General features: G+C 71.4%; 12 protein-coding genes. 6 read left to right on the top strand and 6 right to left on the bottom strand.

The window, feature by feature from the left end:
• Window positions 1-232: 232 nt before the first annotated feature.
• The 5 genes from ACSYGO_RS39090 to ACSYGO_RS39070 form a co-directional block, all read right to left on the bottom strand.
• The gene (locus tag ACSYGO_RS39090) at window positions 233-553 is read right to left on the bottom strand and encodes an L-rhamnose mutarotase (RefSeq protein ID WP_345656825.1); all 321 of its coding nucleotides are present in this window, start codon (window positions 551-553) and stop codon (window positions 233-235) included.
• A 16-nt stretch (window positions 554-569) separates the two neighbouring features.
• On the bottom strand, window positions 570-1,652 hold the full coding sequence (gene rhaS, locus ACSYGO_RS39085) for a rhamnose ABC transporter substrate-binding protein (RefSeq protein ID WP_426676697.1): 1,083 nt from the start codon (window positions 1,650-1,652) through the stop codon (window positions 570-572).
• A 206-nt stretch (window positions 1,653-1,858) separates the two neighbouring features.
• Window positions 1,859-2,848: an ABC transporter permease gene (locus ACSYGO_RS39080; protein ID WP_028798687.1), complete on the bottom strand. Its 990-nt coding sequence runs from the start codon at window positions 2,846-2,848 to the stop codon at window positions 1,859-1,861.
• Window positions 2,841-3,881 carry an ABC transporter permease gene (locus ACSYGO_RS39075; protein WP_426676698.1) on the bottom strand — a complete coding sequence of 347 codons (1,041 nt, stop codon included), beginning with the start codon at window positions 3,879-3,881 and terminating at the stop codon, window positions 2,841-2,843. The genes ACSYGO_RS39080 and ACSYGO_RS39075 overlap by 8 nt, the downstream gene beginning before the upstream one ends.
• Window positions 3,878-5,392: a sugar ABC transporter ATP-binding protein gene (locus ACSYGO_RS39070; RefSeq protein WP_435223772.1), complete on the bottom strand. Its 1,515-nt coding sequence runs from the start codon at window positions 5,390-5,392 to the stop codon at window positions 3,878-3,880. Before ACSYGO_RS39070 ends, ACSYGO_RS39075 begins: the two co-directional genes overlap by 4 nt.
• Before the next feature lie 381 nt (window positions 5,393-5,773).
• Between ACSYGO_RS39070 and rhaI the strand changes: the two genes are divergently transcribed.
• From rhaI to ACSYGO_RS39040, 6 genes are all read left to right on the top strand, one after another.
• Window positions 5,774-6,934: an L-rhamnose isomerase gene (rhaI, locus tag ACSYGO_RS39065; RefSeq protein ID WP_435223770.1), complete on the top strand. Its 1,161-nt coding sequence runs from the start codon at window positions 5,774-5,776 to the stop codon at window positions 6,932-6,934.
• Window positions 6,935-7,062: 128 nt separating this feature from the next.
• The gene (locus ACSYGO_RS39060) at window positions 7,063-9,102 is read left to right on the top strand and encodes a bifunctional aldolase/short-chain dehydrogenase (protein ID WP_460389523.1); all 2,040 of its coding nucleotides are present in this window, start codon (window positions 7,063-7,065) and stop codon (window positions 9,100-9,102) included.
• 56 nt (window positions 9,103-9,158) lie between these two features.
• Window positions 9,159-10,547 carry a rhamnulokinase gene (locus tag ACSYGO_RS39055; RefSeq protein ID WP_435223780.1) on the top strand — a complete coding sequence of 463 codons (1,389 nt, stop codon included), beginning with the start codon at window positions 9,159-9,161 and terminating at the stop codon, window positions 10,545-10,547.
• A 98-nt stretch (window positions 10,548-10,645) separates the two neighbouring features.
• Window positions 10,646-11,401, top strand: coding sequence for a (Fe-S)-binding protein (locus ACSYGO_RS39050; RefSeq protein WP_460389522.1), 756 nt, complete (start codon window positions 10,646-10,648; stop codon window positions 11,399-11,401).
• Window positions 11,398-12,873 carry a LutB/LldF family L-lactate oxidation iron-sulfur protein gene (locus ACSYGO_RS39045; protein WP_426676703.1) on the top strand — a complete coding sequence of 492 codons (1,476 nt, stop codon included), beginning with the start codon at window positions 11,398-11,400 and terminating at the stop codon, window positions 12,871-12,873. Before ACSYGO_RS39050 ends, ACSYGO_RS39045 begins: the two co-directional genes overlap by 4 nt.
• Window positions 12,870-13,517, top strand: a complete 648-nt coding sequence (locus ACSYGO_RS39040) for a LutC/YkgG family protein (protein WP_426676704.1) — start codon at window positions 12,870-12,872, stop codon at window positions 13,515-13,517. The genes ACSYGO_RS39045 and ACSYGO_RS39040 overlap by 4 nt, the downstream gene beginning before the upstream one ends.
• Before the next feature lie 61 nt (window positions 13,518-13,578).
• On the opposite strand, the gene ACSYGO_RS39035 is transcribed toward ACSYGO_RS39040, so the two are convergent.
• The gene (locus ACSYGO_RS39035) at window positions 13,579-16,605 is read right to left on the bottom strand and encodes a family 78 glycoside hydrolase catalytic domain (protein WP_426676920.1); all 3,027 of its coding nucleotides are present in this window, start codon (window positions 16,603-16,605) and stop codon (window positions 13,579-13,581) included.
• Window positions 16,606-16,783: the final 178 nt, after the last annotated feature.

Raw genomic sequence — 16,783 nt, 5'->3', positions numbered from 1 at the left:
GGCGTCGTCCCGCCGGACCTCTCCCGGAGGACCGGGAAGAGGGGTGCGTCCCGTGCGTCCCGCAAGACCGCCATGCCGTCGGCGACGGCTGTCCCGTCGGCGACGGCCTCGGCGTGGGTGTCGGACCCTGTGCCACCGTACGGCGGTGTCCGGCCGGTGCGCCCGAAGGACCGCGGGCCGTCCGTGCGGGCCGTCGTGGGCGGAGTGCGTCGTCTCATACGAGGGGTCCTGCTCAGGCGAGGTGGAAGACTTCGGTGAGCGGTTTCATGGCCTCGTCGGGTCGGGCGCCGTCCAGCGATTCGAAGAACGGCGCCATCTCCGCCTGCCAGCGGGCGTTGACGTCGGTGGCCTCCATGCCCGCCTGGGCCGCGGCGAAGTCCTCGGTCTCCAGGTAGCCGACGAGCAGGCCGTCCTCGCGCAGGAAGAGCGAGTAGTTGTGCCAGCCGGTGGCCGAGAGCGCCTCGCACATCTCGGGCCATACGGCGGCGTGCCGCTCGCGGTACTCGTCGAGGCGATCCGCCCTGACCTTCAGCAGGAAGCACACGCGTTGCATCAGCACCCCTTGGGAATCAGAAGTCGAACTGGTCGATGTTCTTGGCGTCGAACACGGTCGGCTTGCCCAGGTTGATCACGCCGTCCTTGCCGATGGTGAAGGTGCCCATGTCGCCGGCCTTGAAGGTCTCGCCCTCCTTGCCGGTGATCTGCCCGGAGGACAGGGCCACGGCCGTGCGGGCGGCGAGCTCGCCGAGCTTCGCCGGGTCCCACAGCTCGAAGGCGTCGACGGTGCCGTTCTTGACGTACTTGCGCATGTCGTTCGGGGTGCCGAGGCCGGTCAGCTTGACCTTGCCCTTGTACTTCGAGCCGGACAGGTACTGCGCCGCGGCCTTGATGCCGACCGTGGTCGGGGAGATGATCCCCTTGAGGTTGGGGTGCTCCTGGAGAAGGCCCTGGGTCTGCTGGAAGGACTGCTGGGCGTCGTCGTTGCCGTAGGCGACCTTGACCAGCTTGATGTCCTTGTACTTGGGGTCCTTCAGCTCGTCCTTCATGAAGTCGATCCAGGTGTTCTGGTTCGTCGCGGTCTGCGCGGCGGACAGGATCGCGATCTCGCCCTTGTAGTCGATCTGCTCGGCGAGCAGCTGCACCTCGGTGCGGCCCAGGTCCTCTGCGCTGGCCTGCGAGACGAAGGCGTTGCGGCACTCGGTCTTGGTGTCCGAGTCGTAGGTGACGACCTTGATCTTGTTCGTCATCGCCTGCTTGAGCGCCGTGCACAGGGCGCCCGGGTCCTGCGCGGACACGGCCATCGCGTCCACCTGCTGCTGGGTGAGCGTGTTGACGTAGCTGACCTGGCTGCTGGTGTCGGTGGCGCTGCTCGGGCCGACCTCCTTGTAGCTGGAGCCGAGTTCCTCGAGCGCCTTCTCGCCGCCCTTGTCCGCGGAGGTGAAGTACGGGTTGTTGACCTGCTTGGGCAGGAAGCCGACGGTCAGGCCCTTCTTGGTGGCCGCGTTCGGGTCGGCCTTGCCCGCGGTGGCGGCCGAGCCGCCGGAGTCCTTGACGTCGTTCTTGGTGGTGCCACCGCAGGCGGTGACGGCCAGGGCGAGCGAGGTGACGGCGGCGAGGGCCGCGCAGCTGCGACGGATCGACGACTTGCGCATGGCGGGTCCTTTTCGGGAGGGAGGGGGTGCGCCCCCGACGGGGCGCGGGACTGTCCGGGTGTGCGGCCCCGCCGCGTCGGCGCGACCGGCCGGGGACGGCCGGCGGCCGTCGGGCGGCCGGTCCGGCTGGTGCGCCGGGAACGTGCGGGTACGTCGTGAGCGGGTGGGTGAGTCGTGAGCGGGTGGAGCGGGCGGGGGCGGGGCGGCTACGTCTGTGTCGTGGCCGCCCTGCGGCCCGCCCGTGCCACGGAGATCTGCCGTGCGACCCGGGGGCCGAGCACGGAGACGACGAGCAGGACGCCGGTGACGACGATCTGCGACTGCGCGGAGACGTTCAGGAGGCTCATCACGTTCTGCAGGGCGCCGAGGAGGAAGACGCCGGCGATCGCGCCGCCGAGCGTGCCCTTGCCGCCGTCGAAGTCGATGCCGCCCAGCAGGACGGCCGCGACGACGGAGAGTTCGAGTCCGGTGGCGTTGTCGTACCGGGCACTGGCGTAGTGCAGGGCCCAGAAGACACCGGTGAGCGAGGCCATGAAGCCGGTCGCGACGAACAGGATCAGCTTCTGCCGCTTGACGCGGACGCCGGCGAACCGTGCGGCCTCCTCGTTGGCGCCGACCGCGAACGCGGAGCGCCCGAACGGGGTGGCGTGCAGGACGACCACGGCGACGGCCAGCAGCACCAGGAAGGGCAGGAACGCCTGCGGGAGGAACGTGTCGCCGATGCGTCCGGCCGCGAAGTCGAGGTACTGCGTGGGGAAGTCGGTGACGGCGTCCGAGCCGAGCACGATCTGCGCGACGCCCCGGTAGGCGGCGAGCGTGCCGATCGTGACGGCGAGGGAGGGCAGTCCGAGCCGGGTCACCAGCAGACCGTTGACCAGGCCGCACACCACGCCCAGGAGCAGGCACAGCGGGATGATCGTCTCGATGGACATGCCCTGGTTCCACAGGGCTCCCATGACCGCGCCGGACAGTCCGGCCGTGGAGGCGACCGACAGGTCGATCTCCCCCGCCACCACGAGCAGGGTCATCGGCAGGGCGATCAGCGCGATGGGCAGCGTGTTGCCGATCAGGAACGACAGGTTGAGGGCGTTGCCGAAACCGTCGACGAAGCCGAAGGAGAACAGCAGCAGGACGATGAGGAGGGCGCCGACGACCGTGTCCCAGCGGACGGCGCGCGCGAGGGGCGAGTCAGCCATGGCGGGCGTTCCTCTTCTTCAGTGCGGAGGCCACGCGCAGCGCGACGACCCGGTCGACCGCGATGGCGAGGATGAGCAGGATGCCGTTGATGGCGAGCACCCAGACGGAGCTGACGCCGAGGGCGGGCAGCACGCTGTTGATCGAGGTGAGCAGCAGGGCGCCGAGCGCGGCGCCGTAGACGCTGCCGGAACCGCCGGTGAAGACGACCCCGCCGACCACGACCGCGCTGACGACGGTGAGTTCGTAGCCGTTCCCGGTGCCGGAGTCGACATTGCCGAAGCGTGCCAGGTACAGGGCGCCCGCGAGTCCGGCGAGGCCTCCGCACACCACGTACGCGGTCAGGATGCGCTTGCGGACGGGGATGCCGGCGAGGCGGGCTGCCTCCGGGTTGGAGCCCAGCGCGTAGAGCTCGCGTCCGCTGCCGAAGTGCTTGAGGTAGTACGCGGTGACCAGCAGCACCGCCAGCGCGATCAGCGCGAGGTAGGGGACGGCCGAGATGCCGCCGGAGCCGAAGTCGACGAAGGAGCCGGGCAGGTCGGCCGCGGTGATCTGCCGGGAGCCGACCCAGATGGAGTCGATGCCGCGGATGATGTAGAGCGTGCCGAGGGTGACGACGAGCGCGGGTACCTGGCCGAGGCTGACGAGCGTTCCGTTGACCAGTCCGCAGACGATGCCGAGCAGGACCGAGAGGAACACGGCGACGACGGGGTTCCCGCCGCCCTGGAGGTAGGTGCCGGCCGCGAAGGCGCTGATGCCGAGCGTCGAGCCGACGGACAGGTCGACGTTGCGGGTGATGACGACGAGCGACTGTCCGGTGGCGACCAGGACGAGGATCGTCGCGTTCAGGAGCAGGTCCTTGATGCCCTGCTCGGACAGGAAGTGGCTGTTGCCCGCCTGGGTGATGGCGATCATCACCAGGAAGACGACCAGGATGGCCAGTTCGCGCATCTTGAAGACGCGGTCGACCAGCCGGGTGCCGCTCGACCTGGGCACCTCGGCGGCGGGGGCGGGGTTGGGAGCGGTCACCGTCATGCGGCCCTCCCGGTGGCTGCGGCCATCACGGTTTCCTCGGTGGCTTCGGAGCGTGGGATCTCGGCGGTGAGCCGGCCCTCGTGCATCACCAGCACGCGGTCCGCCATGCCGAGGATCTCGGGCAGATCGGAGGAGATCATCAGGACGGCCACCCCGTCGGCGGCCAACTCGCTGAGCAGGCGGTGCACTTCGGCCTTGGTGCCGACGTCGATGCCACGGGTCGGCTCGTCGACGATCAGCACCTTGGGGCCGGTGGCGAGCCACTTGGCGAGGACGACCTTCTGCTGGTTGCCGCCGGAGAGCGTGGAGACGGTGTCCGCGATCCTGGCGTACTTCACCTGGAGCTTGACGGCCCAGTCGAGGGAACGGCTGCGTTCGGCACCGCGGTCCATCAGGCCGGCCCGCACCGTGCTGCGCAGGCCGGTCAGGCCGATGTTCCGCTCGATGGACATGTCCATCACGAGGCCCTGGGCGCGCCGGTCCTCGGGGACGAGGGCCAGTCCGGCGGCCATGGCCGTCGAGGGTGCGCCGTTGGTCAGCTTCCTGCCGTCGACCTCGACCTCGCCCCCGTCCCAGCGGTCGACGCCGAACACGGCCCGCGCCACCTCCGTGCGGCCCGCGCCGACGAGGCCGGCGAGGCCGACGATCTCGCCACGCCGCACCTCGAAGGAGACGTCGGTGAAGACGCCCTCGCGGGTCAGCCGGCGCACGCTCAGGGCGACCTCGCCGGCCCGGACGTCCTGCTTCGGGTAGAGCTCGTCGAGGTCGCGGCCGACCATCCGGCGCACCAGGTCGTCCTCGGTCATGCCGTCCAGCGGCTCGCTCGCGATCCAGGCGCCGTCGCGCAGGGTGGTGACGCGCTCGCAGATCTGGAAGATCTCCTCCAGGCGGTGCGAGATGAACAGCACCGCCGAGCCCTGGTCGCGCAGGGTGCGCACGACGCCGAAGAGGCGGGCCACCTCGCTGCCGGTGAGGGCGGCGGTCGGCTCGTCCATGATCAGGACGCGGGCGTCGAAGGAGAGGGCCTTGGCGATCTCGACGATCTGCTGGTCGGCGATGGACAGGCCGCGGGCGGGGCGGTCGGGGTCGAGTTCGACTCCGAGGCGCGTCATCAGCGCCAGGGTCGCGGCGTGGGTCGCCTTGTGGTCGATGCGGCCGAGCGCGCGCCGGGGCCGGCGGCCCATGAAGATGTTCTCGGCGATCGACAGGTCGGGAAAGAGCGTGGGCTCCTGGTAGATCACCGCGATGCCCGCGTCGCGGGCGTCGGCGGGTCCGTTGAAGACGGTGGACTCGCCGTCCAGCAGCACCTGGCCGGCGTCCGGTCGGTGCACGCCGGCGAGTGTCTTGATGAGGGTCGACTTGCCCGCGCCGTTCTCTCCGGCGAGCGCGTGCACCTCGCCGGGAAACAGTTCCAGGGACACGTCCCGCAGGGCGCGCACGGCGCCGAAGGACTTCGAGATGTCCTTGAGCGCCAGCACGGGGGCCGGACCCGTATCGGACGGGTGGGTCATGAGGGGCTCCTCGACGACGCCGGCGGGACGGCCCCACAGCGTCGTGAAAGGTTTCAATTGGGTTGCCGGGACGTTAGGCATGTCACCCAGGTCACGTCAATGGGTTCGTGTCGAAATTTTTCGATGGTCAAAGGTCACAACAGAGTCACGGAGAACGGTCTGCGCCGCAGGGGTTGACAGCCCCTCGGACGGCTCATAGCTTCGCCTTCTGAATCGTTTCAGACAGTCGTCGCAGGTAGCCGTCCCACCAGCCCCTCAGGAAGCACCGCAAGACGCTCTTCGCACAGCCCGTCCCACGAGCCCGTCCGGACCCGTCCGGGGCCCACCCGAAGAGATCCGCCCCAGCAGTCCTTTCAGATCCGAAGTCGTAGGAGTCCCGAAGTGACCGAGCTCGCCGCGGTGAAGGCCGCGCTCAAGACCCAGGCCGTCGAGACGCCGTCGTGGGCGTACGGGAACTCGGGAACCCGGTTCAAGGTGTTCGCGCAACCCGGGGTCCCCCGCACTCCGCAGGAGAAGCTGGACGACGCCGCCAAGGTGCACGAGTTCACGGGCGCGGCCCCGACGGTCGCGCTGCACATCCCCTGGGACAAGGTCGACGACTACGAGGCCCTGGCCAAGCACGCGCAGGAGCGCGGCCTGAAGCTGGGCGCGATCAATTCCAACACCTTCCAGGACGACGACTACCGGCTCGGCTCGGTCTGCCACCCGGACGCGTCGGTGCGCCGCAAGGCCCTCGACCACCTCTTCGAGTGCGTCGACATCATGGACGCGACGGGTTCGAAGGATCTGAAGCTCTGGTTCGCGGACGGCACGAACTACCCCGGCCAGGACGACATCCGTGAGCGCCAGGACCGGCTCGCCGAGAGCCTCGCCCAGGTCTACGAGCGGCTCGGCGACGACCAGCGCATGCTTCTGGAGTACAAGTTCTTCGAGCCGGCCTTCTACGCGACCGACGTCCCGGACTGGGGCACGGCCTACGCGCACTGCCTCAAGCTCGGCCCCAAGGCACAGGTCGTCGTCGACACCGGACACCACGCCCCGGGCACCAACATCGAGTTCATCGTCGCCACGCTGCTGCGCGAGCGGAAGCTCGGAGCCTTCGACTTCAACTCCCGGTTCTACGCCGACGACGACCTGATGGTGGGCGCCGCCGACCCCTTCCAGCTCTTCCGGATCATGTACGAGGTGATCCGGGGCGGCGGCTTCAGCCCGGACGTCGCCTTCATGCTCGACCAGTGCCACAACATCGAGGCGAAGATCCCCGCGATCATCCGCTCGGTGATGAACGTCCAGGAGGCCACGGCGAAGGCCCTCCTCGTCGACCGCGACGCCCTGGCCGCCGCGCAGCGCGAGGGCGACGTGCTCGCCGCCAACGCGGTGCTCATGGACGCCTACAACACGGACGTTCGACCGCTTCTCGCCGAGGTGCGCTCGGAGCTCGGGCTCGACCCCGACCCGGTCGCCGCCTACCGCCGGTCCGGCTGGGCGGAGCGGATCGCCGCCGAGCGGGTCGGCGGGCAGCAGGCGGGCTGGGGGGCATAGCCCCCGCACCGTCGCCCACGACCCGCGGACCGCCTCGGCCCGGTCGCGCGGTCGCCCGCGCCCCTGAAGGGCGCCCTCCCCCGGGTGCGCACCCGGGCACGTCTTCTCACCTCCGAAGGATCAGGAACATGGCATCCCATCCCGAAGCCGCCGCTCTGCTGGCCCGGTCGCACCGGCTCGGCGCGGATCCCCGCAACACCAACTACGCGGGCGGCAACACCTCCGCCAAGGGCACCGACACCGACCCCGTGACCGGTGGCGACGTCGAGCTGATGTGGGTCAAGGGCTCCGGCGGCGACCTGGGCACCCTGGCCGAGGCCGGTCTCGCGGTGCTGCGCCTGGACCGGCTGCGCGCGCTCACCGACGTCTACCCGGGCGTCGAGCGCGAGGACGAGATGGTCGCCGCGTTCGACTACTGCCTGCACGGCAAGGGCGGCGCCGCCCCGTCCATCGACACCGCGATGCACGGCCTGGTGGACGCGCCGCACGTCGACCACCTGCACCCCGACTCCGGCATCGCGCTCGCCTGCGCGGCCGACGGCGAGAAGCTGACCGCCGAGTGCTTCGGCGACAGCGTGGTGTGGGTGCCCTGGCGGCGCCCCGGCTTCCAGCTCGGCCTGGACATCGCGGCGGTCAAGGAGGCCAACCCGCAGGCGATCGGCTGCGTCCTCGGGGGCCACGGCATCACCGCCTGGGGCGCCACCGCCGAGGAGTGCGAGCGCAACTCGCTGCACATCATCCGCACCGCGGAGACGTTCCTCGCCGAGCGCGGCGCGGCGGAGCCCTTCGGCCCGGTGGTCGAGGGCTACGAGGCCCTCGACGGGGCCGCCCGTCGAAACCGGGCCGCGGCGCTGGCGCCGTACGTCCGGGCGATCGCCTCCGAGGACCGCCCGCAGGTCGGCCACTTCACCGACGCGGACGTCGTGCTCGACTTCCTCGCCCGCGCCGAGCACCCGCGGCTCGCCGCCCTCGGCACCTCCTGCCCGGACCACTTCCTGCGCACGAAGGTCCGGCCGCTCGTCCTCGACCTGCCGCCGACCGCGCCCCTGGACGAGGCGGTCGCCCGGCTGAAGGAGCTGCACGCCGGGTACCGCGAGGAGTACGCGGCCTACTACGAGCGGCACGCGCTGCCCGACTCCCCCGCGATGCGCGGCGCGGACCCGGCGATCGTGCTGGTCCCCGGCGTCGGCATGTTCTCCTTCGGCAAGGACAAGCAGACGGCCCGCGTGGCGGGCGAGTTCTACGTCAACGCGATCAACGTGATGCGGGGCGCCGAGGCCGTCTCCACGTACGCGCCGATCGAGGAGGCGGAGAAGTTCCGCATCGAGTACTGGGCCCTGGAGGAGGCAAAGCTCCAGCGGATGCCGAAGCCCAAGCCGCTCGCGACGCGCGTGGCGCTGGTGACGGGCGCCGGCAGCGGCATCGGCAAGGCGATCGCGCACCGGCTGGTGGCCGAGGGCGCCTGTGTGGTCGTCGCCGACCTGAACGCCGGTAACGCCGCCGCCGTGGCCGAGGAGCTCGGCGGCCCCGACAAGGCGGTCGCCGTCACCGTCGACGTGACGTCCGAGGAGCAGATCGCCGAGGCCTTCGAGGCGGCGGTGCTGGCCTTCGGCGGCGTCGACCTGGTCGTCAACAACGCGGGCATCTCCATCTCCAGGCCGCTGCTGGAGACCACCGCGAAGGACTGGGACCTCCAGCACGACATCATGGCCCGCGGCTCGTTCCTCGTCTCGCGCGAGGCGGCGCGGGTGATGACCCGGCAGGGACTCGGCGGCGACATCGTCTACATCGCCTCGAAGAACGCGGTCTTCGCCGGACCCAACAACATCGCCTACTCGGCGACCAAGGCCGACCAGGCGCACCAGGTGCGGCTGCTGGCCGCCGAACTGGGCGAGCACGGCATCCGGGTCAACGGCGTCAATCCCGACGGGGTGGTCCGCGGGTCGGGGATCTTCGCGGGCGGCTGGGGCGCGCAGCGCGCGGCGACCTACGGCATCGAGGAGGAGAAGCTCGGCGAGTTCTACGCCCAGCGGACCATCCTCAAGCGGGAGGTGCTGCCCGAGCATGTCGCGAACGCGGTGTTCGCGCTGACCGGCGGGGAGCTGACGCACACCACGGGCCTGCACGTCCCGGTCGACGCGGGCGTCGCCGCCGCGTTCCTGCGGTGACGGCTGTGCACCGCGCGTACGCCGCGGTCGACCTCGGCGCGTCCAGCGGACGCGTCATGGTCGGCCGCGTGGGGCCCGACTCGCTGGACCTCGCCGAGGCGCACCGCTTCCCGAACCGGCCGGTCCGGCTCCCCGAAGGCCTGCGCTGGGACATCCTCGGCCTGTACGCGGGCGTCCTGGACGGGCTGCGCGCCGCCGGCCAGGTCGACTCGGTCGGCATCGACAGCTGGGCCGTCGACTACGGCCTGCTGGACGCGGACGGAGCGCTCCTCGGCAACCCGGTGCACTACCGGGACTCGCGAACCGAGGGTGTCGCGGAGAAGGTGTGGGCGACCGTGTCCGCCGCGGAGCTGTACGCGGCGACCGGGCTCCAGTACGCGCCCTTCAACACGCTCTACCAGGTGACGGCGGCCCGCTCCTGCGCCCAGTTCGCCCGTGCCGAGCGCCTGTTGCTCGTCCCGGACCTGCTGACGTACTGGCTCACGGGCGAGGCCGGGACCGAGCTCACCAACGCGTCGACCACACAGCTCGTCGACCCGAGGACGCGCGACTGGGCGTACGGGCCGGCCGAACGGCTCGGCATCGACCTCGGGCTGTTCGCGCCGCTGCGCCTGCCCGGCGACCCGGCGGGCCTGCTGCTGCCGCGGGTGCTGGAGGAGACCGGGCTGACCGGCCCGGTCCCGGTGACGACCGTCGCCTCGCACGACACCGCCTCGGCGGTGGCCGCGGTCCCCGCGTCCGGCGAGCGCTTCGCCTACATCTGCACCGGCACCTGGTCCCTGGCGGGCCTGGAGCTGGACGCGCCCGTCCTCACCGAGGAGAGCAGGGCGGCCAACTTCACGAACGAGCTCGGGCTGGACGGCACGGTCCGCTATCTGCGGAACATCATGGGGCTGTGGCTGCTCCAGGAGTGCCTGCGCGAGTGGGGCGACCCCGGCCTGGACGGTCTGCTCGCGGCCGCGGCCGAGGTCACGCCCCTGCGGTCGGTCGTGGACGCGGGCGACGCGGCGTTCCTGGCGCCCGGCCGGATGCCGCAGCGGATCGCCGACGCCTGCCGGGAGTCGGGCCAGCCGGTGCCCGCGTCCCCCGCGGAGATCACGCGCTGCATCCTCGACTCCCTCGCGCTCGCCCATCGCCGCGCGGTCGCCGAGGCCGAGGCCCTCGCCGACCACCCGGTCGACGTCGTGCACATCGTGGGCGGCGGCGCCCGCAACGATCTGCTGTGCCGGCTGACCGCCGACGCCTGCGGGCTGCCCGTCGTCGCGGGCCCCGCGGAGGCAGCCGCACTCGGCAACGTCCTGGTCCAGGCGCGGGCGCACGGCCAGGTGGGCGACCGCGCGCAGATGCGCCGACTGCTCGCCCGGACCCAGCCGTTGCGGCGGTACGAACCGCGCGGCGACGCCGCGGCCTGGCGTGCTGCCGAGGAACGGCTCGCCGCCCGCTGACCCCTGCCCCCCGCACGCGGCGGGTGCGCGGCGTCTCCCGCTCCGCACACCCGCCGCGTAGGCTGCACTCATCCGATGATCGACAACGAGGAGCTGCGATGCGTGTCGCTCTGTTCCTGACCTGTGTCAACGACACGCTGTATCCGGACACAGGCCGCGCCGTGGTGAAACTGCTGACCAGACTGGGTGTCGACGTCGACTTCCCGATGGACCAGACGTGTTGCGGACAGGCGCACTACAACACCGGATATCGCCATGAGGCAGAACCGCTCGCTCGTCATTTCTCCGATGTATTCGGGGAGTACGAGGCGATCGTGACCCCGTCCGGCTCCTGCGGGGCGATGGTGCGGGAGCTGTATCCGCGGATGGGTGAGCGGGCTCGGGCCGAAGGCCGCGGCGACACCCTCGCGACCACGCTGGCACCGGTCGTGCCGAAGACGTACGAACTGACGGAGTTCCTGGTCGACGTGCTCGGCGTGACCGACGTCGGCGCGTACTACCCGCACTCGGTCACCTACCACCCGACCTGCCACGGACTGCGGAGCCTGGGTCTGGGCGACCGGCCGCGCCGCCTCCTGAAGGCCGTCAGGGGACTGGAGTTGCGCGAGCTGCCCGGCGCCGACGAGTGCTGCGGCTTCGGCGGCACGTTCGCCGTCAAGAACTCCGACGTCTCGTCCGCGATGGGCGCCGACAAGGTGCGCAACGCCGCGTCGACGGGTGCCGAGATGCTGTGCGCGGCCGACAACTCCTGCCTGATGCACATCGGCGGCACGATGACCCGCCTCGACACGGGCATGCGTCCGGTGCACATCGCGGAGATCCTGGCGAGCACGGAAGAGGAGCCCTGGGCATGAGCGGGACGTTCGTCGGCATGCCGGCGTTCCCGAAGGCCGCGCACGAGGCCGTGCACGACGCCACGCTGCGCGGCAATCTGCGCCACGCCACGCACACCATCCGTTCCAAGCGCGCCAAGGCGGTCGCGGAGGTGTCCGACTGGGCGGCGCTGCGCGAGGCGGGCAAGCGGATCAAGGACCACACGCTCCGTCATCTCGACCGCTACCTGGTGCAGTTGGAGGAGTCGGTCACGGCGGCCGGCGGCACCGTGCACTGGGCCGCCGACGCCGACGAGGCCAACCGCATCGTGGCCGGCCTGGTCCGGGCGACCGGCGAGTCGGAGGTCGTGAAGGTCAAGTCGATGGCCACGCAGGAGATCGGCCTCAACGAAGCCCTGGAGGCGGAGGGCGTCCGCGCCTACGAGACCGACCTCGCCGAGCTCATCGTGCAGTTGGGCAAGGACCGGCCCTCGCACATCCTGGTCCCGGCGATCCACCGCAACCGCGGCGAGATCCGCGACATCTTCGCCCGGGAGATGAGCGAGTGGGGCCGCCCCGCCCCCGACGGGCTGACCGACACGCCCGCCGAACTCGCCGAGGCGGCGCGGCTGCACCTGCGCGAGAAGTTCCTGCGGGCCAAGGTCGGCATCTCCGGCGCCAACTTCATGGTGGCCGAGACCGGCACCCTCGTCGTCGTCGAGTCCGAGGGCAACGGGCGGATGTGCCTGACCCTCCCCGAGACCCTGATCTCGGTCGTCGGTATCGAGAAGATCGTGCCGACCTGGCAGGACCTGGAGGTGTTCCTCCAGACGCTGCCCCGCTCCTCCACGGCCGAGCGCATGAACCCGTACACCTCGACCTGGACGGGCACCACCGACGAGGACGGGCCCCGTGCCTTCCACCTGGTGCTCCTCGACAACGGCCGCACCGACACGCTGGCCGACGAGGTCGGCCGTCAGGCGCTGCGCTGCATCCGCTGCTCGGCGTGCCTGAACGTCTGCCCGGTGTACGAGCGGGCCGGCGGCCACGCCTACGGTTCCGTCTATCCGGGCCCGATCGGCGCGATCCTCAGCCCGCAACTCCGGGGCACCGCCTCGGAGATCGACGCGTCCCTGCCGTACGCGTCCTCGCTGTGCGGCGCCTGCTACGAGGTCTGTCCGGTCGCCATCGACATTCCCGAGGTGCTCGTGCACCTGCGGGAGCGGATCGCCCAGGGCGGCCCGGTGACCCGCGAGGGCAACAAGGTCGTCCTCAAGCCGGCCAAGGGGCACGCCGCCGAGCGGGCGGCGATGCGGGCGGCGCGCTGGGCGTTCAGCCACCCCGGCGCGCTGCGCACCGGCCAGCGGCTCGCCGGGCGGACACGCCGCTTCCATCCGCGGACGCTGCCGGGACCCGGCAGGGCGTGGAGCGCGAGCCGTGATCTGCCGCCGGTGCCCGCGGAGCCGTTCCGCGACTGGTGGCAGCGCACTCGGGGCGGAAAGGACGCGAAGTGAACAGCAGGGATGTGATCCTCGGCCGGGTGCGGCGCGCGCTCGCGGACACGGGCCATGACGACACGCCGTACGACCAGGCCGTGGAGCGGAGTTATCTGCGCGAGCACGGACAGCGGAGTGTCGCGGAGACGGTCGAGCTGCTCGCCGAGAACCTGGCCGACTACCGGGCGCTGGTGCACCGTTGCGACGCCGACGGACTGCCCGGTGTGATCGCCGGGCTGCTCGCGGAGCACGGTTCGGCCTCCGTGGTGGTCCCGCCGGGCCTGGACGAGGCGTGGCTGGCGGACACGGACGTCACGCGCGTGGCGGACCGTGCCGAGACCACCCCGCACGAGCTCGACCGGGTGGACAGCGTGGTCACCGCGTGCGCGGTGGCGATCGCCGAGACCGGCACCATCGTGCTCGACGGCGGCCCCGATCAGGGCCGTCGGCGGATCACGCTGGTGCCGGACCACCACATCTGCGTCGTGCGCGTCCCGGACCAGGTGGTCTCCTCGGTGCCGCAGGGGCTCGCGCGGCTCGCTCCTCAGCGCCCGCTGACCTGGATCTCCGGCCCCTCGGCGACCAGCGACATCGAACTCGACCGGGTCGAGGGGGTGCACGGTCCGCGCACCCTGGAGGTGATCCTGGTGGGCGCGGTCTGAGCCGACCTGGGGCGGGTCCGCGCGGTGAACCGTGCGGGCCCGCCCCCGTCCGTGTGTCCGCTCAGTCCAGGGCGGCCGTGACCTCGTAACCGCCCGACGGCAGGCGGTAGGAGGCGGTGCCGTCCTCGAATCCGAGGAACTCCACGCCGGGCACCCGAGCCAGCGGGGTCCGGCCCGCGCGCACCGTGGCGGCGTCGGCGGCCGGGATCCGCAGGGTGGCGGTGCTGTTGGCCGGGACCACGGCCCGGTAGGAGAGCGTCCGGCCCTTCACCGTCCACGCGCTGACGATCTCGCCGTACGGCGAGACGTGCGAGCCCGCCACCTCGGTGATACGGCCCGTGGGGTCGACGTGGGGCCGCAGGAAGAAGTGCCGGAACCCCGGGTGGTCGGGGTCCTTGGCGATGCCGGCCATGCTCTCGTACATCCACTCCATGATCGCGCCGTAGGAGTAGTGGTTGAAGGAGTTCATCTCGACGGGGCCGAAGCCGTCGTCCTCGGAGTAGGAGTTCCAGCGCTCCCAGACCGTGGTGGCCCCGTTCTTCACCGAGTACAGCCAGGAGGGCATCGCGTCCTGGTGGAGCAGCTCGTACGCGAGGTCGGCGCGGCCCTGGTCGGTGAGGACGGGGGCGAGCACGTTCACGCCGAGGAAGCCCACGGACAGGGTGTTCTCCGCGTACTGCACGCGGGTGCTGCCGGGGTGGGCCGCCTTGTAGGCCGCGTCGTTGCCGATGTTCTGCGCGAGCAGGTCGACGAGTCCGCGGCGCTGCGCGTCGGTGTCGTACAGACCGAGTCTGAGGACCCACAGCAGCGCGGTCTGGCTGTTGTCCTCGGGGTCCGTGCCGATGATCGGCTTGCCGCCCAGGCTGGAGCGCACCGTGAGCTTCCCGTCCTCGGTGCTCAGGTACTTGGCGATGAACGCCCGCTTGATGCGGGAGAAGAGCTGGTCGTACCGGTCGGCCTCGGTGTCCCGGCCGGTCGCGCGGGCCATCTGCGCCATCAGCCGGGTGCTGTGGCCGTAGTAGACGTCGCTCATGAGCTGGGTGCCGGTGCTCTGCGGCGCGAGCCAGTCGGCGAACAGGGCGCCCTGACCGGCGTAGCTGTCCCCGGTCCTGCGCTGGATCCAGTCCAGGTAGCGGGTCATGGCCGCCCAGCTGCGGTCGACGACGGTCCGGTCGCCGCTCATCTGCCAGACGGTCCAGGGCACCACCACACCGCAGTCGGCCCAACCGCTCACGGGAGCCGCCGCGTTGTACCGGTTGCCGGGCGAGACGGCGGTGAACTGGGCGCCGTCGAGGCCGTAGATCTGCTGCGAGTCGATCAGGTTGTCCTCGAAGTGACTGAGGAAGTTGACCGCGTCGGCGTTGTAGAGGCCCGTGTTGCAGAACAGCTGGGTGTCGCCGGTCCAGCCGAGGCGCTCGTCGCGCTGCGGGCAGTCCGTGGGCACCCAGAGGTAGTTGCCGCGCTGGCCCCAGCGCACGTTGCCGATCAGCTGGTTGACCGAGCTGTCGTTCGTGGTGACGCTGCCGGTCTCGCGGATCGCGGAGGTGGCGACCTTGCCCGTCAGTCCGGTGATCGTGACGGGGGCGCCGGAGGCCGTGACGGAGACGTAGCGGAATCCGTAGAAGGTGAGCGAGTCCTGGTGGGTCTCGCCGTGCGTGTCGCCCCGCAGCGTGTAGGTGCTGGTCGCCTTGGCGGAGCGCAGGTTGGCCCGGTAGACGGAGCCCTCGGGGCCGTCCGCGCCCGCGCTGTCGTCGTTGAGCATCTCGGCGAACCGGAAGGTGACTTCGGCGCCCGCGGGACCGCGCACGGTGTAGCGCGGCACCCCGACCATGTTCTGCCCGAGGTCGAAGACCGCGGTGTCGCCGTCGCCGACCGTGACCGCTGCCCGGGCCGCCGCGGCGGGGTCGGTCACCGACCGGGAGGCGTCGACGACGATGCGACCACGTCCGTTGGCGCTGCCCGCCTCGCCGGTCACCCCGGTGTACACGGTGACGGACCGCGGCCTGCGGTCCCACTCGGGCATCAGCCGTGCGCTCTCGCCGGGGTAGGCGACCAGTTTCGCGTCGGGGTACCGGCCGGCGAAGTCGACCTCCTCGGTCCCCGGCCAGCCGGAGTCGTCGAAGCCGTTCGCCGTCCAGCCCGGCATGTCCCCCCGCGCGTCGTAGGTCTGCCCGTCGTAGATGTCGTCGCCGCGGTAGGGGCCCGTGTCCGTGGCCCGCCAGTCGTCACCGGGCGTGGTCACCACGGTCTGCGTCGAGCCGTCGGTGTAGCGGATCAGCAGCTTGGCCTTCAGCGCCAGGCGGTTGCCGTCCTTGGAGTAGTAGGTGCTGCCGTCGGATATCCGGGCGTTGTACCAGCCGTTGCCGAGCACCGCCGCGAGCGTGACGGCCCGCTCCCCCGCGACCAGGCCGGTGACGTCGTAGCTCAGATAGCTGATGGTGCGGTCGTAGTTCGTCCAGCCCGGCGTGAGCAGTTCGTGCGTGGTGCCCTCGCCCTGCGGCACCGTGACCCGCCGCCCGTTGAGGTAGGCGTCGTACACGCCGAGGGCGGACACGTACAGCCGGGCCGCGCGCACCTTCCGCCCCTGGAGCCGGACCTGACGGCGCAGCAGCGGCGCCCCCGGGCTGTTCGGCTTCTTTCCCGCCATGCCGATCCAGCGGGCGCCGTCCCAGCCCGTCGTGCCGTCGGTGCTGCGCAGGCCCGTCTCGAAGGAGGCGGCCGGGGCGTCGGGGAGGGCGCGGCCGTCCTCGTCCCAGAGGCTCACCGACCAGAAGTAGCGCGTGGAAGGCCGCAGTGCGGCTCCCGCGTAGGGCACCGCCACGGAGTCGGCCGACGTGACGCGGCCGCTGTTCCAGACGTCGGCGCGGGTGCGGGTCAGCCGTTCGGGCGAGGTCGCCACCAGGATCCGGTACGCGCTCTGGCGCCGGCCGCGGGTCGCGGACGCCATGCGCCAGCCGAAGCGCGGTCTGTCGGCGTCCACGCCCAGCGGGTCGGTCCGGTGCTCCACCGTCAGTCCTGTGACGGATGCCCCGTCCGAGGCCGGTGCGGCCGCTCGCGCCGTGCCCGGCGCGCCGACCCCTCCGGCCATCGCCAGGGCCCCGGCACTCGCGGCCGTGGTGAGCACCGTTCTGCGTCGCACATTGCCCGTTCCTTCGTTCACGTCGTCATCCCTTCGGCTCTCGGAGCACGCTGGTTGTAACGTTTCACTCCGGCTGGCGGCGAACTTAGCGGCGTGCGCGACGGCTGTCCACCGCCTTAACAACGCA

Source organism: Streptomyces krungchingensis, from assembly GCF_054729265.1.
Note: the sequence above shows the minus strand (reverse complement) of the source record. Positions and strands in the feature narration are given on the sequence as shown.

What these genes read in the sequence shown, in the direction of transcription:
- ACSYGO_RS39090 (WP_345656825.1), bottom strand. Translation starts at nt 553, where the DNA reads ATGCAACGCGTGTGCTTCCTGCTGAAGGTCAGGGCGGATCGCCTCGAC.
- ACSYGO_RS39050 (WP_460389522.1), top strand. Translation starts at nt 10,646, where the DNA reads ATGCGTGTCGCTCTGTTCCTGACCTGTGTCAACGACACGCTGTATCCG.
- ACSYGO_RS39080 (WP_028798687.1), bottom strand. Translation starts at nt 2,848, where the DNA reads ATGGCTGACTCGCCCCTCGCGCGCGCCGTCCGCTGGGACACGGTCGTC.
- ACSYGO_RS39075 (WP_426676698.1), bottom strand. Translation starts at nt 3,881, where the DNA reads ATGACGGTGACCGCTCCCAACCCCGCCCCCGCCGCCGAGGTGCCCAGG.
- ACSYGO_RS39070 (WP_435223772.1), bottom strand. Translation starts at nt 5,392, where the DNA reads ATGACCCACCCGTCCGATACGGGTCCGGCCCCCGTGCTGGCGCTCAAG.
- ACSYGO_RS39060 (WP_460389523.1), top strand. Translation starts at nt 7,063, where the DNA reads ATGGCATCCCATCCCGAAGCCGCCGCTCTGCTGGCCCGGTCGCACCGG.
- rhaS (WP_426676697.1), bottom strand. Translation starts at nt 1,652, where the DNA reads ATGCGCAAGTCGTCGATCCGTCGCAGCTGCGCGGCCCTCGCCGCCGTC.
- ACSYGO_RS39035 (WP_426676920.1), bottom strand. Translation starts at nt 16,605, where the DNA reads ATGGCCGGAGGGGTCGGCGCGCCGGGCACGGCGCGAGCGGCCGCACCG.
- ACSYGO_RS39045 (WP_426676703.1), top strand. Translation starts at nt 11,398, where the DNA reads ATGAGCGGGACGTTCGTCGGCATGCCGGCGTTCCCGAAGGCCGCGCAC.
- ACSYGO_RS39055 (WP_435223780.1), top strand. Translation starts at nt 9,159, where the DNA reads ATGGTCGGCCGCGTGGGGCCCGACTCGCTGGACCTCGCCGAGGCGCAC.